Here is a 20,358-nt window from a genome sequence, read left to right as displayed (position 1 = left end):
GGCGTTCCGGGGGCGCTCCGCCCCTCGATATCCTGGACGCATGTACTTCACGGACCGTGGCATCGAGGAACTGGAGAAGCGGCGCGGCGAGGAGGAGGTCACCTTCGAGTGGCTCGCCGAGCAGCTGCGGACGTTCGTCGATCTCAACCCCGATTTCGAGGTGCCCGTGGAGCGCCTCGCGACCTGGCTGGCCCGGCTGGACGACGAGGACGACGAGGACGCGTGATCCTCGGGGGCCAGACCCTAGGGCCTACCCTGCCTGGCCCGCTCGTAGAGGAGTCCCAGAGCGCCGTGCGCCAGCAGCACCGCCCCGGCCGCCGCCCAGCCGCCGCTGCGCCGTCGCGCGCCCCACAGCAGGAGCGGGAGTCCGGCCGTGAGCTGGACGGCGGCGACGGCCCGGGCGCGGGGGCCGCGTACCCACGGGCCGACCCGGCTGCTCTCGACCGCGTCCAGTTCGACCCGTACGGCATCGCGCCAGCCGGCCCACTCGACGCGGTCCACCTGGCGCTGCACCGCCGCGACGCTGCGCAGCCGGTCGGCGCTCTCGCCCGGGGATAGCCCGGCGGGCAGGGCCAGTCCGGTGCCGGTGAGGACGGCGAGGAGCCCGCGCAGCCGGGCTTCCGCGTCCGCCTCCGGGTCGGGGCGGGTCAGTTCCTCCAGCGCCTGGAGGTCAAGCACCGGGTCGAGGCCGAGCCGGGCGGCGAAGGTGCGCATCGCCTCGTCCTCGCCCACCGGGGTGCCGTCGGTCAGCCAGACGTAGCCCACGGGCCGGCGGAATCCGCCGGCGAGGGTGTATCCGGCCCGGTCGGCGTCCCACCACAGGGCGAGCACCGGCCAGGTGGAGCCGACGGCGAGCGCGGTGGCCCAGCCGCCGAGGACCCGGTCGACCGGGTCGGCGTCCTGCTCCGCTCCCCCGGCCCGCCACGGCTTCCCCTCCGGGACGAGCACACTCCACTCCTCGCCCGCGCGGACCAGCAGCATCGGCTCGCGCAGCAGGTGGGCGAGCGGCCGTACGGTCTCGGGTTCGGCCCGGCACAGCAGGAGAGCCCCGGTGGGTGTCGCGTTCATGGCTCATACGCTAGGCCAATATGCCCACATTTGATCGCTTTGCAGGCATTGTGCTGACCGCCGCCGGGGCGCCACCTCCCTCACCTTCTCCCTTGACTTCCCCCATCCGCGATATATCGTGTTCTTCACGAGACGCGATATGTTGCGTTGCCACGCTTCCCGGGAGGTCATATCCATGCCTGTGTCGACATGGACCATCGATGAGCCGCGGAAGCTCTCCTTCGACGATCCGGTGGCGGCGCTCCAGGTGCGTATCGTCGACGGCACGGTCAACGTGGTCGGGACCGATGAGCCGGGCGCCCGGCTGGAGGTCTCCGCGATCGAGGGGCCGCCACTGATCGTGACCCAGGAGGGCGGCCGGCTCACCGTGGCGTACGAGGATCTGCCCTGGCAGGACTTCCTGCGCCGGCTCGACCCCAAGGGCCGCCGCCGCAGTGCCGTCGTCTCGCTCGTCGTACCCACCACGGCCTCGGTCGAGGTCGGCGTGATCGGCGCGGGGGCCGTCGTCTCCGGCATCGGCGGCCGCACCGAGGTCCGCGGCATCACGGGGGACTCCACGCTCGTCGGGCTGACGGGCCCGGTGCGCGGGGAGTCGGTGTCGGGCAGCCTGGAGGCCCAGAGCGTCACGGGGGACCTGCGCTTCCAGTCCGTGGCCGGCGATCTGACGGTGATCGACGGGGCGGGGGCCTCGGTCCGGGCGGAGTCGGTCAGCGGTGACATGGTGCTGGACGTCGACCCGTCCGGGAAGCCCACGGACATCCGGCTGACCACGGTGTCCGGCGAGATCGCGATCCGGCTGCCGCACCCGGCGGACGCCAGGGTGGAGGCGAACACCGCGAGCGGGGCCGTCTCCAACGCCTTCGAGGACCTGCGGGTCGGCGGGCAGTGGGGCGCGAAGAAGATCACCGGCACGCTGGGCGCCGGGACGGGGACCCTGCGGGCGACGACCGTGTCCGGTTCGATCGCCCTTCTGCGCAGGCCGCCCGCCCAGGACGGCGCGTACGCCGCCGAGCCGACCGGAAAGGTTCTCTGACATGCCCCCCGTATTCGCCCACGGCCGCCTGCGCCTGTACCTCCTCAAGCTCCTGGACGAGGCCCCGCGCCACGGCTACGAGATCATCCGCCTGCTGGAGGAGCGCTTCCAGGGCCTTTACGCCCCGTCCGCCGGCACGGTCTACCCGCGGCTGGCCAAACTGGAGGCCGAGGGCCTGGTCACCCACGCCACCGAGGGCGGCCGCAAGGTCTACTCGATCACCGACGGCGGCCGCGAGGAGCTGGCGGGCCGCAGCGGCGAACTGGCCGACCTGGAGCTGGAGATCCGCGATTCGCTCTCCGAGCTGGCCGCCGAGATACGCGACGACGTACGGGGCGCGGCGGGCCGGCTCCGCAGCGATATGCGGGCGGCGGCGTCCGAGTCCCGGCACGGCACGAAGGCGGGGTCCGGGACCGGAAAGGCGAAGGTGAAGGGCGAACCCTCCTCCCCCTTCGGCGACTTCGGCGACTTCGGCAATCTGGGCGACCTCGGCGACAGCGAGGCGTGGAGCACGGCGAAGGAGGAGCTGCGCCGGGCCAAGCAGGAGTGGAAGGAGCAGGCCCGCCGGGCGAAGGACGAGTCCCGGCGCGCCCGCGAGGACGCCCAGCAGGCCCGCCGCCAGGCCAAGGAGGCCCAGGAGAAGGCGCGGGAGCAGATGCAGGCCGCCGCCCGCCAGGTGCAGGAGCACTTCGCCCGGGGCGACTGGCCCTCCGGCGTACGGGAAGGTCTCGCGGAGATCACCGGCCAGCTCGGCGGCTTCGCCCGGTCCGGTGCCTGGCCTCCGTTCGGCAAGCCCGGGCCGCAGAGCGCCCCGCCCGTCCAGGATCCGGCTCCCGGTGCGGACTGGGGGCAGGACGTGCCGGCGACCGGCGACCCGGTGCGCGATCTGGACCGCCTGCTGGACCGGTTCCGCGACGGCATCCGGGACACGGCGCGCGATCACGGAGTGACGGAGACCCGGCTCTCGGAGGCCCGCCGCCACCTGGGCGAGGCGGCGGCACGGATCGAGGCGCTCCTGACGGCGGAGGACGAGGACGGCAAGCAGGCCTGAGAGTGGGGCCGGCGCTCCCGCCCCGGGGCGGGAGCGCCGGCCCCACCGTTCACCCGGCCTGGGCGTGCCCCTGGCCCGCGTCGCCTCCTCCGTCGCCCCCATCGGCGACAGAGCCGTACAGCGCGCGCCGCACGGCCGTGCAGGTCGCACCGTGCTCGGCGAGGACGTCGGCGACGACTCCGGGCTTCGCGGTGAGGGCCAGGAGCAAGTGCTCCTCGCCGATGAACCGGTCGCCGCGGCCGAGGGCCACCCGGAGGGAGTTCTCCAGCACGGTCTTCGCCCCCGGGGTGAAGGGGCGGTGCCCGGACCACCACCACCGGCGGCCGCGGCGGTCGGCGTCCAGGGCCCCTTCGCCGTGGGCTCCCTCGACGCGGGAGACGATCGCGCCGAGGTCGATCCCGATGCCGGCGAGGGCGTCGGTGTCGGCCTTGGTCAGGCCGCCGCGGCGGCGGGCCTCGGCGAAGGCGGCCTCCAGGGAGGCGCGGCGGTCGTGGAGGCCGAGGGCGGTGACGGCGAACGAGGCCCGGCCGCCCTCCTGTTCCAGCAGCGCGAGCAGCAGGTGTTCCTCGGTGACGGACCCGGCCCCGGCCCGCTCGGCCTGGGCCACGGCGCCCTTCACGGTCGCGCGGGCCCCTCGGGTGAATCGCTCGAACATCAACGCCTCCCGTACTTCTTGTGCACGGCCTGCCGGCTGACGCCCAGCTCGGCGGCGATCTCCTGCCACGACCAGCCCTGAGCCCGGGCGCTGGTGACTTGTACGGCTTCGAGCTGCTCCAGCAGCCGCCGCAGCGCGGCCACCGCCCGCAGCCCGACGCGCGGGTCGCGGTCACCGGCGCGCGCGGCCAGATCCGTTGCTTCGGTCATGGCGTCAACCTACATTGACACCCTTCTTTCGTCAATCAAAGTTGACATCATCGTCGGCGAGGCGCGCGTGCCGCTCGACGTCGTACCGGACCTTGCCGTACCGCAGCTTGGCCCGCTCGATGCCCTCGGGCGCGAATCCGGCCCGGGTCGCGACCCGGCAGGAGGCGACGTTGTCGGTGCGGTGGCCCAGCTCCAGCCGGTACAGCCCGAGGTCATCGAAGGCCCAGCGCGCGAGGGCCCGCACCCCGGCCGGGGCGACGCCCCGGCCCCGGGCGGATTCGGTGGTCCAGTAGGAGACCCAGCCGCTGTCATGCGTCCGGTTGACGACGTTGAGCGCCACACAGCCGAGCGCCTCGCCCTCCTCCCCCACGACGGCCCAGGAGTAGCCGGTGCGCGCCCCTCGTTCGCGTGCGCGTTCCGCGATCCAGGCCAGGGCCCCGGACCGGTCGTCCACGGGCCGGTCCGTCTGGCGGTCCATGTCGGCCGGGACGAAGGCGCGGAGCACCGCCGAGGCGTCGTCGGGCAGCCAGGGGCGCAGCAGAAACCCTTCAGGGGTGGTCAGTCCGTCCATACGGGCCAGCTTCCCGCACGGTCACGGCCACTTCGCTCCCGGGCCACGCGAGAACGGCCGGCCATCCCCCGCGCGCTCCCTTCTCGAGAACGCGGGCGGGGCCGGTGACGGAGACCCGCCACCCCCGAGACGAGGGCGGCAGGGACAGCTCCGTCACTCCGGGCCGGGCGGCGGCCCGGTAGGCGAGGCGGTAGGTGCGGGTGCCCGCGTCGTACGTCTGGGAGCGGACGGCCCCCGCGACGGCCGGGGCGTACGGGGTGGCGGTCTCCTCCTTGTTCGTACGGAAGCGGCCGCGCCCGTCGACGGCGCAGTAGCCGCCGCCGTAGCACCACACGTACCCCGCCCAGCCGGAGCTGTAGCGGTTCAGGGAGGCGAGGGCCTCGCGGTAGAAGCGGCCCATGTGGGGGAGGGAGTTGTTCAGCGGCCCCCACTCCCCCACGACCACGGGCATCCCGTGGCGGGCGGGGTAGGCGGTGACCGCCGCCTCGTACGCCTCGATCCAGCCCGCGTCCGGGTCGTAGTCGGCGCCCGCCTCCATGGCGGTGTTGTAGAAGTGCGGGGCGTACACGGTCCGGCTGTCATGGATCCGGCCGAGGCCCGTGGGCACGCCTTCGCCGACGATGGGGGTCGGCTCGACGAAGATCCAGGTGGAGCGGTCCTTCGCCCGGACGGCGCGGGCGAGCCGGTTGTACAGGGGCGTGAGGTGCTCGGCCTCGATGCGGCGGGCGGCGGTCGCCGGTTCCTCGCCCGGGCGCAGCTCCCCCATGGGCTCGTTGATCAGGTCGTAGCCGATGACGGCCGGGTGGTCGCGGAAGCGGGTCGCGAGGACCTGCCACATGGCGGCCTGGGCGCGCTGGAGGTCGGGATCCTCGTAGAGGTGGGTGAAGGCCCGCTGCACGGCGGGCTGGAAGTACTCCGAGAACCAGTCGTCGGGGTTGGGGGTGAACGGCAGCCCGTCGGTCCTGGTGGCCCATTCCGGGATGCCCCGGTGGCCGAACGCGGGCCCGAAGACGTCCTGGTGGGCGTCGATGAGGACGTGGACGCGGTGTTTGCGGGCCCAGTCCAGGATGCGTTCGATCCTGTGGAGGTAGCGCGCGCTGTACTGGCCGCGCCGGGGCTCCAGGTCGTCCCAGAAGACCAGCAGCCGGGCGAAGTTGAAGCCGTTCGCGCTCAGGTCGCGGAAGTGCCGTTCGGTGATGGCGGTGAGGGCGTCCTCGCCGCGGTTCGCCTTGTCCTCGACGTTCCAGCCGCGCAGGGTGAGGACGCGCCCGCGGTTGTCGGTGAGGGGCGGGACGGCGCGTTCGTACGAGGACGAAGACGGGGAGAGGGGGGCGGGGCGTGCCGAGGCGGCGGGGGCGAGGGCCCCCGCCGCGAGCACGGACGCGACGACAACTGCCATGAGTGCTCTGCCCATTCGCATGGGCGGCATCCCATCAGCAAAGCTGACACATGTTCAAGTATGCGTGCACAACGAGACCCTGGCGGTGCTAGGAGGTCGGCGTGAGCACGATCTTCCCGAACAGGTCGCCGGACTCCAGCCGTTGGAACCCCTCCCGGGCCCGGTCGAGCGGCAGCACCTCGTCGATAATCGGGCGCACCCCGGTGGTGGCACAGAACGCGAGCAGGTCCTCCAGCTCGTCCTTGGACCCCATGGTGGAGCCGACGACCTTCAGCTCCAGGAAGAAGATCCGGGTCAGCTCGGCGTGCGCGGGCCGGTCGCCACTGGTGGCCCCGGAGATGACGAGGGTGCCGCCGGGGCGCAGCGACTTCACGGAGTGGGACCAGGTGGCGGCCCCCACGGTCTCGATGACGGCGTCCACGCGCTGCGGAAGCCGGGTGCCGGGCTCGTACGCCTCCAGCGCGCCGAGTTCGACCGCCCGCTCGCGCTTGGCCCGGTCCCGGCTGGTGGCGAAGACCCGCAGCCCGGCGGCCTTCCCGAGCACGATCGCGGCGGTGGCGACCCCGCCGCCGGCGCCCTGGACGAGCACGGAATCCCCGGGCCGGACCCCGGCGTTGGTGAACAGCATCCGGTACGCGGTGAGCCAGGCGGTCGGCAGGCAGGCGGCCTCGGCGAAGCTGATCTCCTTCGGCTTGGGCAGGACGTTCCAGGTGGGGACCGTGACCTGCTCGGCGAAGGTGCCCTGGTAGCGCTCGGTGAGGATGGAGCGCGGTTCCTTCGGCCCGACGCCGTGCCCGGACTGCCCGATGACGGAGTGCAGGACGACCTCGTTGCCGTCCTGGTCGACGCCGGCCGCGTCGCAGCCGAGGATCATCGGCAGCCGGTCCTGCGACAGGCCGACGCCGCGCAGGGACCAGAGGTCGTGGTGGTTGAGGGAGGCGGCCCGGACGGTGACGGTGCTCCACCCGGGACGCGCCTCGGGTGCCGGGCGATCGCCCAGCTCCAGGCCGGTCAGGGGCTGGTCGGGGTCGATGCGGGCTGCGTAGGCGGCGAACATGGGTCGACGATAGGCGGGGCGGGGCGCCCGCGAAACCGCCTCCAGGTGTGACGCACACCAACCTGGGTGCCCGCCCGTTCAAGCCCCTCCCGCACCAAGCCCCTCCACCACCACCAAGCCCCTGCGGCGATTGAGGAGCGGGGCCCGGGGCAGCGCCCCCAGAACCCCGCTGCTCGATCGCCGCAGGGGCTGAAGCGCAAGGGCGGGCCCCAACCCGCAGGCCCCGCCCCGTCAGAATCCGCCCGGCGACAGCCTCAGCGCCGAGCCACACCCTCCGCCCGCGCCGCCGCGGCCACAGCCGCGGTGACGGCAGGCGCGACCCGCTCGTCGAACGGGGACGGGATCACGTAGTCCGCCGCCAGTTCATCGCCGACCACGTCGGCCAGCGCGTTCGCCGCGGCGATCTTCATGCCCTCCGTGATCCGGGAGGCCCGCACCTGGAGCGCACCCGCGAAGATCCCCGGGAACGCCAGCACGTTGTTGATCTGGTTCGGGAAGTCGGACCGCCCGGTCGCCACGACGGCCGCGTACTTGTGCGCGACCTCCGGGTGGACCTCCGGATTCGGGTTGGCCATCGCGAAGACGTACGCGCCGGGCGCCATCGAGGCCACCGCCGCCTCCGGGACCGTACCGCCGGAGACGCCGATGAAGACGTCCGCACCGGCGAGCGCCTGCTCCAGCGAACCGGTCAGGCCCGCCCGGTTCGTCAGCTCCGCCAGCTCGCGCTTGACCTCGGTCAGGTCGTCGCGGTCGCGGCTGACGATGCCCTTGCGGTCGGCCACCGCGATGTCGCCGATCCCCGCCTCCAGCAGGAACTTGGCGATGGCCACGCCCGCCGCGCCCGCGCCGGAGATGACACCGCGCAGATCGCCGAGCGTCCGCCCGGAGAGCTTCGCGGCGTTGCGCAGGGCGGCGAGGGTGACGACCGCGGTGCCGTGCTGGTCGTCGTGGAAGACCGGGATGTCCAGCCGCTCCTGGAGCTTGCGCTCGATCTCGAAGCAGCGGGGCGCCGAGATGTCCTCCAGGTTGACCCCGCCGAAGGAGGGGGCGAGCCGGACGACGGTGTCGACGATCTCGTCGGCGTCGGTGGTCGCGAGCGCGATCGGCACCGCGTCGACGCCGCCGAACTGCTTGAAGAGGATGGCCTTGCCCTCCATCACGGGGAGGGACGCCTCGGGCCCGATGTCGCCGAGGCCGAGCACGGCGGTGCCGTCCGTCACGACGGCCACGACCTGCGACTTCCAGGTGTAGTCGTGGACGAGCTCGGGGTTGTCGGCGATGGCGCTGCACACTTTCGCCACTCCGGGCGTGTACGCCAGGGAGAGGTCGTCCTTGTCCCGGATCGGGACGGTGGCCTGCACGGCCATCTTCCCGCCCCGGTGGAGGGCGAAGGCCGGATCGAAGGGCTCGTCGGCCCCGGTGTCCGCCGCGCTCGTGCGCTCGATGCCACGGTCGGTGGCGCTGTCGATGGTGCTGTCGCTGCGAGGATTGACGATCTCCGCTGCCATGGTGTTGACCCCTTAAGTCTTCATCGTTTGAGGGTGGCCACTCCTGGTTGAGGAGGGGTGGGCGGGCACCGCGTACGCGCCCCGCGCCGGGCGGTTGGCCCGCCCGAGCAGGGAGAGGTACGTACGCGCGGGCGCGCCGCACACGCGCCCTGGGCCCCGGATGAGGGGTGTAAACGTCTTTCTTACCGGACGAACGGTGTTACGGACGAGTCCATATCGACGCGGTGACGTGACTCATAGTCGAATATCTGGACAAGTCGGCAAACCGGTATAAATGCCGCCCACCAGTCGAGACGTGCCGAAGATTCTCCGGCGTGAGGAATGAATCCCTACAGAAGGTCCGGCCCCGAGGTACCGGCCGTTGATGTTCGGGGGTCGCCCGTTATCCGATTTTGACATGGCGGGACCCCTGAATGGGCCAGTCCGAATGGCAGGATGCCGTCATCACACAAGGTGGCGACACTCGAAGGTGCGTGCCAAGCCGCCCACCAGCACCTCACCCTCACCTGCCGGAGGATCCCGACATGACCGCAAGCATCACGCGTCGTACGACCGCGAAGTCCCGGATTGCGGCGATCGGCGCCATCGCGGTCGCCGCCTCCCTGCTGCTCACCGCCTGTGGCGACCAGACCGACAGCGCGTCCCAGGAGAGCGGCAGCGGCAAGGAGACCAAGAGCGGCGCTCCGCTCTTCTCGAAGCTGCCGGAGAAGTACCAGAAGTCCGGTGTGATCAAGGTCGGCACGAATGCCGAATACGCCCCGATGGAGTCCGTGGAGAACGGGAAGATCGTGGGTGTCGACCCCGATCTGGCCGAGGCGCTCGGCAAGCAGCTCGGCGTGAAGTTCGAGTTCACCTCGGGTTCTTTCGACGGCCTCATCACCGCCCTGAACTCCGGCCGCCACGACATCGCGATGTCGTCGATCACGGACAACAAGCAGCGCCAGGAGGGCCTGGACGACTCCGGCAAGAAGCTGGGCGAGGGCGTCGACTTCGTCGACTACTTCCTCGCCGGTACGGCCGTGTACACCAAGAAGGGCAACCCGCAGAACATCAAGTCCATCGAGGACCTGTGCGGCAAGCCCGCGGCGGTGCAGCGCGGCACCACGTACGAGGAGGCCCTCAAGAAGCAGTCGAAGGCCTGTACGGACGGCGGCGAGAAGGCCATCAAGATCGAGTCCTTCGAGAACGACACCGAGGCCCAGACCCGCGTGAAGTCCGGCGGTGCGGTCGCCGGTGTCAACGACTACCCGGTCGCGGTCGACCTGGCCCGCAAGGCCGACGGCGGCAACGCGTTCGAGGTCGTGGGCGAGCAGGTCGACGCCGGCCCGTTCGGTATCGCCGTCAAGAAGACCAACACCGGCCTGCGCGACGCCCTGAAGGAGGCCGTCGACGCGATCATCGCCGACGGTTCGTACCAGAAGGTGCTCGACAAGTGGGGCGCCGGTACGGGAGCGATCGACAAGGCCGCCATCAACGGCGGCAAGTGACCGGACGCTTCACCGAAGGGCAGTCACGATGACTGACAAGTTCGACAAGACACCCGCCGCCTCACCGGCCGGCCAGGTGTCCGTCTCCAAGGCCGCCACCACGGCCCCGGAGAACATCAAGGCCATTCCCGTCCGCCATGTCGGCCGTTGGATCAGCGGCGTCGTGGTGATCGGCCTCCTCGTCGCCCTCGGATACGCCTTCTCGCAGGGCAACATCCAGTGGCACGCCGTCGGCGACAAGCTGTTCGACAGCAGCGTCATCGCCGGAGCGGGCCGCACCCTGCTGATCAGCGTCCTCGCGATGGTGCTCGGCGTGATCCTCGGCGTCGTGCTCGCCGTGATGCGGCTGTCGAAGAACCCGGTCACCAGCTGGGTGGCCTGGCTGTACATCTGGTTCTTCCGGGGCACCCCGGTCTACGTACAGCTGCTGCTCTGGTTCAACCTGGCGCTGATCTTCCCCGTCCTGAACATCCCGTTCATCTACAAGGACGAGATGACGGACGTCATGACCCCGTTCATGTGCGCTCTCTTGGGGCTCGCGCTGAACGAGGCCGCCTACATGGCGGAGATCTGCCGCGCCGGCATCCAGTCGGTCGACGAGGGCCAGACCGAGGCCTCGCACGCGCTGGGCATGACCCAGGCGAAGACCATGCGCCGCGTGGTCCTCCCGCAGGCGCTGCGGGTGATCATCCCGCCGACCGGCAACGAGTTCATCAACATGCTGAAGACCTCCTCGCTCGTCTACGCGGTCACGTACAACGAACTGCTCCGCTCCACCTCGCAAATCGGCTCCACGTCGTACGCGGTGATGGAGATGCTGTTCGTCGCGTCCATCTGGTACATCGTGATGACCAGCGTGTTCAGCGTCGGCCAGTACTACCTGGAGCGCCGCTTCGCCCGCGGCTCGCTGCGTTCGCTGCCGCTCACCCCGTGGCAGCGCGTCAAGGTCAACCTCGCCGCGTTCGGCAACCGGCCCTCCGGAGGTGTCTCCGCATGACCACCCCCATGGTGAAGGCCGAGGGCGTCCACAAGTCCTTCGGCGCCGCCCACATCCTCAAGGGCATCGACCTGGAGGTCGCCCCGCGTGAGGTGTTCTGCCTGATCGGCCCGTCCGGCTCCGGCAAGTCGACCTTCCTGCGGTGCATCAACCACCTGGAGAAGATCAACGCCGGCCGGCTCTCGGTCGACGGCGAGCTGGTCGGCTACCGGCAGAAGGGCGACAAGCTCTACGAGCTGAAGGACAGCGAGGTCGCCCTCCAGCGCCGTGACATCGGCATGGTCTTCCAGCGCTTCAACCTGTTTCCGCACATGACGGCGCTGGAGAACGTCATGGAGGCGCCGATCCAGGTCAAGGGCGAGGCCAAGGCCGTGGCCCGGGCCCGCGCCGAGAAGCTGCTGGACCGGGTGGGCCTCGGCGACAAGGCGAAGAACTACCCCTCGCAGCTCTCCGGCGGCCAGCAGCAGCGCGTGGCCATCGCCCGCGCGCTGGCGATGGAGCCGAAGCTGATGCTCTTCGACGAGCCGACCTCCGCGCTCGACCCCGAGCTGGTCGGCGATGTCCTGGACGTCATGCGGGGCCTCGCCGAGGACGGCATGACGATGATCGTCGTCACCCACGAGATGGGCTTCGCCCGCGAGGTGGGCGACGCGCTGGTCTTCATGGACGACGGCGTGGTGGTCGAATCGGGCCACCCGCGCGAGGTGCTGACCAACCCGCAGCACGACCGGACGAAGTCGTTCCTGTCCAAGGTGCTGTAGCGGCAGGCTGACAGCCGGCACGGACGGAAGGGGGCGGTACGGACAGCGGTCCGTACCGCCCTCTCCTTTCCCCGCCGCGCGCCCTACTTCACCGCGAGGACGAGGCTGTCCGAGGGGGACGCCCAGACCGCGCGGGCCTCACCGAAACCGGAGGCGAGGAGCGTGCGGGCGTGCCAGTCGGCGGAGGGCATGTCGCCGTCCGCGTGCTCGCCGTAGATCGCGAAGCGCTCGGCGGTGGGTGCGGCGAGGACGGGGTCCTTGGCGGCGACGGCCCACCACTCGGCCCAGTCGAGCGCTCCGGCGGCCTTGGCGCGGTCCATCGCGGCGTGCCGGTGGGCGCGCTCGGCGGCGTTGATGCGCGGGGTGGCCGGGTCGATGGTGCGGTCGGCGTTCATGAAGACCCCGCCGTCCCGGACGAGCCCGCCGAGCTGCCCGTACAGGACGGCCAGCGGCTCGCTGTGCAGCCAGTGCAGGGCGGTGGCGGTGAGGACGGCGTCGTACGAGGTGTGGGGCAGCCGGGTGGTCCAGTCCGGGTCCTTGAGGTCGGCGGTGACGAAGGTGACCCGGTCGTCGCCCTCGAAGGTGCCGCGGGCGATGGTCAGGAGCGCGGGGTCGAGATCGACGCCGGTACTCGTGGCGTTCGGGAACCGCTTGAGGAGCCGGTCCGTAATACTTCCCGTACCGCACGCGAGGTCGAGGACCCGCGGTTCCGGTCCGACGACCGCCTCGACCATGTCCAGCATCACCCGGAACCGCTCCTCGCGGTCGGGCATGTACCACTCCTGCTGCCGGTCCCAGCTCTCCTGCCAGGACTGCCAGTCGGTGCCCGCAGCCGTCTCCGTCACGCCAACCTCCACATCAAGCCCGGTGTAATACCCATCTACGCGAATCGACCATTACACTGGTCGATACCCCGACTTTAGACCGACGCCGTAAGGACTACAAGTGGAACTGGCCTCTTACTCGGACTATGCCGTGCGCCTGGTCAACACCGAGGAACCGGCCCGCAACAAGGACACGCTCACCTCCGTCGAGGCGGTCCGGGAGCTGTTCGGCGCCAGCCGGCAGGCGGCGCGGCGGGCGACGGAGGCGGACGTGACCCGGTTCCGTTCCGTACGGGCGCGGCTGCGCGGGGTCTTCGAGGCGGCGGACGACGGCGACGAGACGCTCGCGGTCGACCTGCTGAACTCGCTACTGCTGGAGTTCCCGGTGAGCCCGCAGATCTCGGGGCACGACTTCCGGGACGAGGACGGCAGGCCGGACTGGCACATGCACCTGGCCGACCACCCGTCGAACGCGACCGCGGGCTACGCGGCCATCGCGGCGATGGGCCTGGCCTTCCATCTCACCGGGCACGGCGTGGACCGGCTCGGCCTGTGCGAGGCGGCCCCCTGCCGCAACGCGTACCTGGACACCTCCACCAACCGGTCCCGGCGCTACTGCTCGGACCGCTGCGCGACACGCGCCAACGTGGCCGCCTACCGGGCCCGCAAGCGCGAGGAGGCCGAACGCACCGGGCGCAGCGCGGAGACCGCCCAGCCCAGCACTCCCGTCACCGACCGCTGACCCTTCGCCAGGGGCCGGTAGCGGGCCCGCACCCGGGCCAGCACGAGCTCCTCGGGCACGACCCCGTAATCCGTGCTGTCCCCGCCCGCGAAGGTGTTGTCGCCGCGCACCCACCAGCCGCCGGGCCGCCGCTCGACGGCCCGTTTGACCACCAGCAGGTCCTGCTGGAAGGGGTGCCGCAGAATGACCACGTCACCGGGGCGCACGGGCACGCCGTACTGCACGAGCAGCAGATCGCCGTGGTAGAGCGTGGGCACCATCGAAGGGCCCGTCACCTCCACCACCCGCAACGGACGCCGCGTCAAACGCCCGCCCTCGGACACCTGCCGCCGCTCCGGCATCTGCGCCACCGCCCGCTCCTCCTCCGTACACCGTCCCGCAGGACACTGTTGTGCGGACCGCTCCGTACATTCGGCCGACGGCACGATTCTCACACCGGACTTTTGACCTAAGCCCCTGGGGCAGCCACGGAAAGCGGCGCTCCACGGAGTAATGTCCCACCTGAGAAGACGATCACGAGGAGGACAGCTCCATGCTTTCCCGCCTGTTTGCCCCCAAGGTGAAGGTCAGCGCCCACTGCGACCTGCCCTGCGGCGTGTACGACCCGGCCCAGGCCCGCATCGAGGCCGAGTCGGTCAAGGCCGTCCAGGAGAAGTACCAGGCCAACGAGGACGCGGACTTCCGCACCCGCGCCATCCTGATCAAGGAGCAGCGCGCCGAGCTCGCCAAGCACCACATCTCGGTGCTCTGGAGCGACTACTTCAAGCCCCCGCACTTCGAGAAGTACCCGGAGCTGCACCAGCTGGTCAACGACACCCTGAAGGCGCTCTCCGCGGCCAAGGGCTCGAACGACCCGAAGACGGGCCAGAAGGCGCTGGACCTGATCGCCGAGGTCGACCGGATCTTCTGGGAGACCAAGAAGGCCTGATCTTCCTCCCGGCGGCCTGACCCGCCATCCCGCGGGTCAGGCCGCCGACTCGGATCGCTTGATTCCCGGCCGCGACCGACGAGGCACTCACCCGAGCGTGAGGCGCTCGAACCGCGGAGAACCCCGGTGCCTGCGCCGGGGTTCTGTCGTGCGGGTCGTGCGGATGGTCAGTGGCCGGCGGCCAGTTCGCCGCTGAGCCTGCCGTGCAGGTGGGCGCTCGGGGGGTTGAGCCCGGTGATCTCCACGGTCTTGCCACGCCGGGCGTACTTGGTCTCGATCGCGTCGAGGGCCGCGACGGAAGAGGCGTCCCAGATGTGCGCCGAACTCAAGTCGATGATCACCTTGTCCGGGTCGGTGGCGTAGTCGAACCGGCCCACCAGGTCGTTGGAGGAGGCGAAGAACAGCTCGCCGGTCACCCGGTAGACCACTGTCCGGCCGTCGGGATCGACGACGGCGGTGACCTCGGCGAGGCGGGCGACCCGCCTGGCGAAGACGACCATGGCCGTGACGGAGCCCAGGACGACACCGACGGCGAGGTTGTGGGTGGCGACGACCGCGGCGACGGTGAGGACCATGACGGCGATCTCGCCGGCGGGCATCCGCTTGAGGGTCCTCGGGGCGACGGAATGCCAGTCGAAGGTCGCGAGCGACACCATGATCATGACTGCGACCAGGGCGGCCATGGGGATGTCGGAGACGACCGGGCCGAAGGCGATGCACAGCACCATCAGGAACGCCCCGGCGAGGAAGGTCGAGACCCGGGTGCGGGCTCCGGACACCTTCACGTTGATCATCGTCTGGCCGATCATGGCGCAGCCGCCCATGCCGCCGAAGAAGCCGGTGACGATGTTGGCGATGCCCTGACCGATGGACTCACGCGTCTTGTTCGAGCGGGTGTCGGTGATGTCGTCGACCAGCTTGGCCGTCATCAGCGACTCCATCAGGCCGACCAGCGCCATCGCGAACGCGTACGGGGCGATCGTCGCCAGCGTGGCCGGTGTGAACGGAACGTCCGGCAGACCCGGCACGGGCAGGGAGTCCGGCAGTTCACCCTTGTCCCCCACGGTCGGCACCGCGATGGCGGCGCCGACGGTGATCACGGTGAGGATGACGATGGAGACCAGCGGCGCCGGAATCACCGTGGTGAGCTTCGGGAAGAGGACCATGAGTGCCAGACCGGCGGCGATCAGCGGGTAGACGGCCCACGGGACGTCGCGCATCTCCGGGATCTGGGCCATGAAGATCAGGATGGCAAGGGAGTTGACGAACCCGACCATCACCGAGCGCGGGATGAACCGCATCAGTTTCGCCACGCCCAGCGCGCCCAGAACGACCTGGAAGACACCGGCGAGGACAACGGCGGCGACGAGGTAGCCGAAGCCGTGCTCCCGGTTCAGCGGCGCGATCACCAGGGCGACGGCGCCGGTGGCGGCGGAGATCATCGCCCGACGGCCTCCGACGATCGAGATGACGACAGCCATGGTGAAGGAGGCGAACAGACCGATCGCCGGATCCACGCCCGCGATGATCGAGAACGAGATGGCCTCGGGAATCAGCGCGAGGGCGACGACCAGGCCGGCCAGGACCTCCGTCCGCCAGACCTTCGGGTCGGAGATCCAGTCGGGCTTCAGGCCACGCAGGCGCGCGGCCGGTGGGAGGGCAGGGGCGGCAGAAGACAAGGGAGCGGAACCTGTCGTGCTCGGGCACGCCCCGTTCGGCAGGCCGGGACATGCGGAAGGGCGCGGAGACCTGGTCGGCACCCCGCGGGCGGCGCCGCGGCGTACGGAGCCGGAAGTCGAAAGAGGACGACGGTGGGAACAGCCGCCGACGCGGCCGGACTCACGTCCGAAGGCGAAACATCACGGCGGGCAGGCGGCGGCACCAGGCGTCATGGGCTCGCGCACGCTTCTCTCCTGCAAGAATCGGTACTTCGCCGGGGGCGCCATCGGCCCCGGCACGGCAACAGCAGGGCTGCGGAACGCCGCCCTCACCACCCGAAACTCTACCCTAACGTTAGGGTAGAGATCGGCGGCACCCGCCAGGACCGAGGCCGCTGACGAAGGAGAAGGGCCAGGGGATCACGGACGTGGACGGCAAGCACATGCAGATCGGCGAGGTCGCCGCACGGACCGAACTCTCCCTGCGCACCATCCGCCACTACGAAGAGACCGGCCTCGTCGTCCCCTCCGCACGCTCCCGGGGCGGCTTCCGCCTCTACACCGAGAACGACGTCGCCCGCCTCATGGTCATCCGCCGCATGAAGCCGCTCGGCTTCACCCTGGACCAGATGCGCGACCTGCTCGACGCCACCGACCGCCTCGACACCGACGCCGCCCTCGGCGCCGACGAGAGCGAGGCCCTCCTGGAACGCGTCCGCACCTACCAGCAGGAAGCCGCCGAGCAGGTCGAGAAGCTCCGCGTCCAGCTCTCCCGCGCCGAAGACTTCGAAGGCACCCTGCGCGCCCGCCTGGAACGGAACGCGCCGACCTCCCGAGCCTGACGGCGACTGCCGGACGGCGGGTGGCCCGGCGACGGCCGAACGTCCCTCGACGCCCCGGATCAGGGCGGCCGGTTCATCGCCGCGCCGGCATCCCGGCCGGCCCTGCGTTACTGTCGGAGCAGTGCGAGACGATACGTCTCGTCTAATATCCGGTGCCGGAACAGTGAGGTCCACCATGGAACGCTTCGTCGATGCCGCCCCCGGCGTCCGCCTCTGGGCCGAGGAGCACGGTGCTCCGGACGCGCCCGTCCTGCTCCTGGTCATGGGTGCGCAGGCGTCCGGGCTCGGCTGGCCCGACGAGCTGGTCGAGCTGCTGGCCGTACGGCACCGGGTGATCCGGTACGACCATCGGGACACCGGCCGCTCCACCGCCTCCTTCGACGAACAGCCCTATCCACTCACCGCGTTGGCCGGGGACGCCGTCGCCGTGCTGGACGCGTTCGGCGTGGAGCGCGCGCATGTGGTGGGGATGTCGATGGGCGGCATGCTCACGCAGTTGCTCCTCGCCGACCACTCCGAGCGGCTGCTCAGCGCCACGGTCATCGGGACGAACGCGCTCAGCTCCGCGCCCTACGTCGCGCCGGACGGCCGCCGCATCCCGCCGGAGGAGCTGCCCGGCGTCTCCTCTGAGCTGATGGAGCTGTGGTCGCGGCCCATCGAGGACCGGGGCCCGGAGGCGGAGCTGGAGCGGCGCGTCGAGCACTGGCGGGTGCTCGGCGGCGACCTGATCCCGTTCGACGCCGCGTACGCCCGCGAACTGGAGCGCCGGATCATCGCGCACACCGGCCACCACCACGCCGGAACCGCCCACGCCCGCGCCGACTACTCCGGCATGGAGCGCACCGAGCGGCTCGCCGCCACCGAGGTGCCCACGCTGATCACCTCGGCCCCCGCCGAACCGGTCGCCCCCGCCCCGCACGCCGAGCACCTCGCCCAGGTCATCCGCGGCGCCCGGCTCGTCGAGATCCCCGGCATGGGGCACGCCCTGCCCCGCGAGGTCCACGCCCCGCTCTCCGCCGCGATCCTGGACCACACGGGCCGGAGCTGAGCCACCGGGCCGCGTCGTCCACCCCGTACGCGTCGCACCGGCCGGGGCTGGTGCGCCCGGGCGGCCTCCGACCACCCGGGACGGGCGCGGGGCCTCTTTCGTAGGATCAGCTCCGTGACGACGGGGAACGGGGCGGGAACAGAGAGCGGCGGAGCGGTGGCGCCCACGGCGATCGAGCGCGCGCTGTCCGCGGCGGTCGCGGACGGGAGCGCCGACGCGGTGGTGGAGCTGCTCGCGCGGACCCGGCTGTACGTGCTCGTCGCCCGGCTGCACGCGGACATCCCCGGCTGGACGGCGCCGCTGCCCACCGTCCGCGACGAGGCCACCCGGCGGATCTGCGTCCCGGTCCTGACCCAGGGAATGCTGCCGCCCTGGCACCCCGAGTGGGTCTTCCGCGAGGTGGGCCTCGGCGAGCTGGCCCGGACCTGGCCGTACGACGTGCGGCGGCTGGCGGTGAACCACGGCACCCCGTACGCGGCGATGGCCGACGCCCGGCCGGGCCGCCTCAAGGGCTGGCTGAAGGCCGCCGAACGCCTCGGCGGGCCCGAGCGGGGGATGCTGCTCACCGACAGCGGCGGGCCCCTGCACGGTCCGCTCGCCCACGGACTGGCGCTCGGCGCGCACCTGGCCGTCACCAACGGCCTGATCTGGAACCGGCTCGGCGCCGCCTACGAGAACTACGCGATGGACCGCGCGCGGCTGCGCAGTCCGTGGGGCATCCAGCACCGCGCCGAGTACCGCGACCGCCTCGCGTCTCTGATGAGGAACCAGCTGGTCGGGCGCGTCCAGGAAGCCGTCCTGCGCACCCGGCACACCCTGGCCGCCCGGACGGGGCGGACACCGGCGCGCGAGGAGTGGGCCGAGGCGGTGGGCCGCGCGTTCACCGCGCGGGAGGCCGACGACCGGGCGCTGGCGGAACGGTCGTTGCGCCACATCACCCTGTTCGAGGACCGGCTCCGGGCCGACGGCGCGCTCGCCCCGGGCGGTCGCGTCGACACCCTGGCCGCCTTCGACCTCGGCCGGGCGGTCAACGTCGTACGGCTCGCGCTCGGCGCCCGGTACACCGATCCGCACGAGGCCGAGCAGGACATCCTGCGCCTCGGCGAACTCGCCCGAAGCGCCTACTCCTCCTGGCCGGACTTCTCCCTCGGCTACCTCATGGCCCGGTTGGTCCACCGTGCGGAGGACGACGGGCCAAAGGCGGCGGAGGCCACGTACCGACAGTCGCTCGCCGAGCACCACGCCCTCACCCAGGACCCTGCCGGCCCCTACCGGAACCTCCCCTGGTCATGAACCGCATGAACCCGGACCCGGGCCCTTACGGCGCTCCCCCGGCCCCCGGCGCGCCCGCCTCCGCACCCTGGCCCCCCGCCCCCTGGGTCCCGCCGTCCGAGACCGAGCAGCTCCTCCACGAGGCCGCCCTGCGCGGCGACGTGCGGGGCCAACTGGCCGCGCTGGCCGGGACCGAGCTGTACATCCCGGCCCCGCGCGCCGAGGTGGACGCCGATCCGGACACCGTGATCTGGCGGCGGCACGTCGACCCGGCGGGCTTCGTCTGCCGGCCGCTCCTGACCCGTGGCATGCTGCCCGCCTGGCACCCGGACTGGGTCTTCCGCGGGGTCTCGCTGCGGTGGGTCGCCGAGTTCGGCTGGACCGATCCCCGGGTGTGGCTGGGCGTGAACGTGGGGACGCCCGGCCAGTTGCTGCTGCCCGCCGCCCCGCCCGACCTGGCGCTGTGGCAGCGGGCGTACGCGGAGAACGACCGGGCCTCCGCCAACCGCCTCGTCGCCCTGCGGCACGGCGCGCTGCACGGCCCACTCGCGTACGGGCTGGCCTGCGGGGCGCATCTGGCGATCAGGAACGCCGTGCCGTGGAACGAGGTCGGCACCGTCTACCGCGAGTACGTCGACGAGCGCGAGCAGCTCCGTGACTCCTGGGGCATCGCCGGCCACGAGGAATGGCGCCGGCAGCTGGACTTCCTGCTGGACGCGGCGAACAGCCCGCCGGAACCGGACTTCGCGCTGCGCGCCCGCGAGCAGCTGGCAGCGGCGATCGGCGAGCTGCCCTCGGCCGATCTGTGGCGGGAGACCGCCGCCGGGCACGCCCAGGACCTCGGGGCCGACGCGAGCACGGTCAAGGGCATCGAGGATCTGGTGCGCCGGATCATGCGCTACGAGGCCCGGTTCCGAGCGGACGGTCTGCTGCCGCCGGACGGCCGGGTGCGCACGACGGTCGCGTACGACTACGGGCGGGCGGTGAACCTGGCGCGCTGGGGCCTGTCGGCGCGTTTCTGCGGCCCGGCCGACGCGGAGGCGGCGATCGTGTACGCCGGGGCGCTGAGCAAGTCGGCCCACCGCTCGTGGGAGGAGTTCTCCGCGGGGTACGCGCTGGGGCGGGTGCTGCGGTTCGACGAGGAGGAGTACGGGCCGTTCTACGAACAGAACCTCCTCGCCCACCGTCTGCTGACGGAGAGCGAGGGCAGTCCGTGGAAGCACATCCCGTGGCGGTGAGCCCCGGCGA

General features: G+C 71.6%; 22 protein-coding genes. 12 read left to right on the top strand and 10 right to left on the bottom strand.

What is annotated here, in order from left to right; all coding sequences use genetic code 11:
- Positions 1 to 40 precede the first annotated feature (40 nt).
- Positions 41 to 226 carry a DUF6104 family protein gene (locus RNL97_RS22855; RefSeq protein ID WP_003966321.1) on the top strand — a complete coding sequence of 62 codons (186 nt, stop codon included), beginning with the start codon at positions 41 to 43 and terminating at the stop codon, positions 224 to 226.
- A 17-nt stretch (positions 227 to 243) separates the two neighbouring features.
- Here the strand turns inward: RNL97_RS22855 and RNL97_RS22850 are convergent, their stop codons facing one another.
- The gene (locus RNL97_RS22850; protein WP_030579628.1) at positions 244 to 1,068 is read right to left on the bottom strand and encodes a hypothetical protein; all 825 of its coding nucleotides are present in this window, start codon (positions 1,066 to 1,068) and stop codon (positions 244 to 246) included.
- A gap of 175 nt (positions 1,069 to 1,243) precedes the next feature.
- Here RNL97_RS22850 and RNL97_RS22845 point away from each other — a divergent pair, with 175 nt between their 5' ends.
- Positions 1,244 to 2,101 (top strand): DUF4097 family beta strand repeat-containing protein, encoded by an 858-nt coding sequence (locus tag RNL97_RS22845; protein WP_030579625.1) that lies wholly within the window; start codon positions 1,244 to 1,246, stop codon positions 2,099 to 2,101.
- A 1-nt stretch (position 2,102) separates the two neighbouring features.
- Complete coding sequence (locus RNL97_RS22840; RefSeq protein WP_243315122.1) at positions 2,103 to 3,152, top strand: PadR family transcriptional regulator; 1,050 nt, start codon at positions 2,103 to 2,105, stop codon at positions 3,150 to 3,152.
- Positions 3,153 to 3,201: 49 nt separating this feature from the next.
- Here RNL97_RS22840 and RNL97_RS22835 read toward each other — a convergent pair whose 3' ends face one another.
- The 6 genes from RNL97_RS22835 to RNL97_RS22810 all read right to left on the bottom strand — a co-directional run bounded on the left by RNL97_RS22835 (position 3,202) and on the right by RNL97_RS22810 (position 8,551).
- A complete protein-coding gene (locus RNL97_RS22835; RefSeq protein WP_030579620.1) occupies positions 3,202 to 3,807 on the bottom strand; it encodes a Clp protease N-terminal domain-containing protein in 606 nt (201 codons plus the stop codon).
- Positions 3,807 to 4,016 (bottom strand): helix-turn-helix domain-containing protein, encoded by a 210-nt coding sequence (locus RNL97_RS22830; protein ID WP_030579617.1) that lies wholly within the window; start codon positions 4,014 to 4,016, stop codon positions 3,807 to 3,809. Before RNL97_RS22830 ends, RNL97_RS22835 begins: the two co-directional genes overlap by 1 nt.
- A 31-nt stretch (positions 4,017 to 4,047) precedes the next feature.
- On the bottom strand, positions 4,048 to 4,587 hold the full coding sequence (locus tag RNL97_RS22825; RefSeq protein ID WP_030580435.1) for a GNAT family N-acetyltransferase: 540 nt from the start codon (positions 4,585 to 4,587) through the stop codon (positions 4,048 to 4,050).
- Entirely contained in the window at positions 4,565 to 5,986 is a 1,422-nt protein-coding gene (locus RNL97_RS22820) for a cellulase family glycosylhydrolase (RefSeq protein ID WP_243315121.1), read from the bottom strand. The genes RNL97_RS22825 and RNL97_RS22820 overlap by 23 nt, the downstream gene beginning before the upstream one ends.
- A gap of 88 nt (positions 5,987 to 6,074) precedes the next feature.
- Positions 6,075 to 7,043 carry a zinc-binding dehydrogenase gene (locus RNL97_RS22815; protein WP_030579611.1) on the bottom strand — a complete coding sequence of 323 codons (969 nt, stop codon included), beginning with the start codon at positions 7,041 to 7,043 and terminating at the stop codon, positions 6,075 to 6,077.
- Positions 7,044 to 7,297: 254 nt separating this feature from the next.
- Positions 7,298 to 8,551, bottom strand: coding sequence for an NAD(P)-dependent malic enzyme (locus RNL97_RS22810; RefSeq protein ID WP_243315119.1), 1,254 nt, complete (start codon positions 8,549 to 8,551; stop codon positions 7,298 to 7,300).
- A gap of 524 nt (positions 8,552 to 9,075) precedes the next feature.
- Here RNL97_RS22810 and RNL97_RS22805 point away from each other — a divergent pair.
- The 3 genes from RNL97_RS22805 to RNL97_RS22795 are packed head-to-tail and all read left to right on the top strand — an operon-like array spanning position 9,076 to position 11,796.
- Positions 9,076 to 10,038, top strand: a complete 963-nt coding sequence (locus tag RNL97_RS22805; RefSeq protein WP_030579605.1) for an ABC transporter substrate-binding protein — start codon at positions 9,076 to 9,078, stop codon at positions 10,036 to 10,038.
- Positions 10,039 to 10,066: 28 nt separating this feature from the next.
- Positions 10,067 to 11,035, top strand: coding sequence for an amino acid ABC transporter permease (locus RNL97_RS22800; protein ID WP_030579602.1), 969 nt, complete (start codon positions 10,067 to 10,069; stop codon positions 11,033 to 11,035).
- Entirely contained in the window at positions 11,032 to 11,796 is a 765-nt protein-coding gene (locus RNL97_RS22795) for an amino acid ABC transporter ATP-binding protein (protein WP_006127519.1), read from the top strand. The genes RNL97_RS22800 and RNL97_RS22795 overlap by 4 nt, the downstream gene beginning before the upstream one ends.
- A gap of 83 nt (positions 11,797 to 11,879) precedes the next feature.
- Here RNL97_RS22795 and RNL97_RS22790 read toward each other — a convergent pair whose 3' ends face one another.
- Entirely contained in the window at positions 11,880 to 12,641 is a 762-nt protein-coding gene (locus tag RNL97_RS22790) for a class I SAM-dependent methyltransferase (RefSeq protein ID WP_030579599.1), read from the bottom strand.
- Between the two features lie 100 nt (positions 12,642 to 12,741).
- Between RNL97_RS22790 and RNL97_RS22785 the strand changes: the two genes are divergently transcribed.
- Positions 12,742 to 13,362: a CGNR zinc finger domain-containing protein gene (locus RNL97_RS22785; RefSeq protein WP_030579597.1), complete on the top strand. Its 621-nt coding sequence runs from the start codon at positions 12,742 to 12,744 to the stop codon at positions 13,360 to 13,362.
- On the opposite strand, the gene sodX is transcribed toward RNL97_RS22785, so the two are convergent.
- Positions 13,275 to 13,703: a nickel-type superoxide dismutase maturation protease gene (gene sodX / locus RNL97_RS22780; RefSeq protein ID WP_313751660.1), complete on the bottom strand. Its 429-nt coding sequence runs from the start codon at positions 13,701 to 13,703 to the stop codon at positions 13,275 to 13,277. The genes RNL97_RS22785 and sodX overlap by 88 nt on opposite strands.
- Before the next feature lie 191 nt (positions 13,704 to 13,894).
- Here sodX and sodN point away from each other — a divergent pair, with 191 nt between their 5' ends.
- Positions 13,895 to 14,290, top strand: coding sequence for a superoxide dismutase, Ni (sodN, locus tag RNL97_RS22775; RefSeq protein WP_030579593.1), 396 nt, complete (start codon positions 13,895 to 13,897; stop codon positions 14,288 to 14,290).
- A gap of 167 nt (positions 14,291 to 14,457) precedes the next feature.
- Here sodN and RNL97_RS22770 read toward each other — a convergent pair whose 3' ends face one another.
- Positions 14,458 to 15,969 (bottom strand): SulP family inorganic anion transporter, encoded by a 1,512-nt coding sequence (locus RNL97_RS22770; protein ID WP_313751128.1) that lies wholly within the window; start codon positions 15,967 to 15,969, stop codon positions 14,458 to 14,460.
- Positions 15,970 to 16,376: 407 nt separating this feature from the next.
- Here RNL97_RS22770 and RNL97_RS22765 point away from each other — a divergent pair, with 407 nt between their 5' ends.
- The 4 genes from RNL97_RS22765 to RNL97_RS22750 all read left to right on the top strand — a co-directional run bounded on the left by RNL97_RS22765 (position 16,377) and on the right by RNL97_RS22750 (position 20,348).
- Entirely contained in the window at positions 16,377 to 16,790 is a 414-nt protein-coding gene (locus RNL97_RS22765) for a MerR family transcriptional regulator (protein WP_313751127.1), read from the top strand.
- 175 nt (positions 16,791 to 16,965) lie between these two features.
- Positions 16,966 to 17,838, top strand: coding sequence for an alpha/beta fold hydrolase (locus tag RNL97_RS22760; protein ID WP_313751126.1), 873 nt, complete (start codon positions 16,966 to 16,968; stop codon positions 17,836 to 17,838).
- Positions 17,839 to 17,952: 114 nt separating this feature from the next.
- Entirely contained in the window at positions 17,953 to 19,131 is a 1,179-nt protein-coding gene (locus RNL97_RS22755) for a DUF1266 domain-containing protein (protein WP_313751125.1), read from the top strand.
- A 5-nt stretch (positions 19,132 to 19,136) separates the two neighbouring features.
- Entirely contained in the window at positions 19,137 to 20,348 is a 1,212-nt protein-coding gene (locus tag RNL97_RS22750) for a DUF1266 domain-containing protein (RefSeq protein ID WP_374115202.1), read from the top strand.
- Positions 20,349 to 20,358 lie beyond the last annotated feature (10 nt).

This window comes from Streptomyces parvus (assembly GCF_032121415.1).
Lineage (GTDB): Bacteria > Actinomycetota > Actinomycetes > Streptomycetales > Streptomycetaceae > Streptomyces > Streptomyces globisporus_A.
The sequence above is the reverse complement of the archived record's forward strand: the minus strand, read 5'-3'. Positions and strand labels throughout refer to the sequence as shown.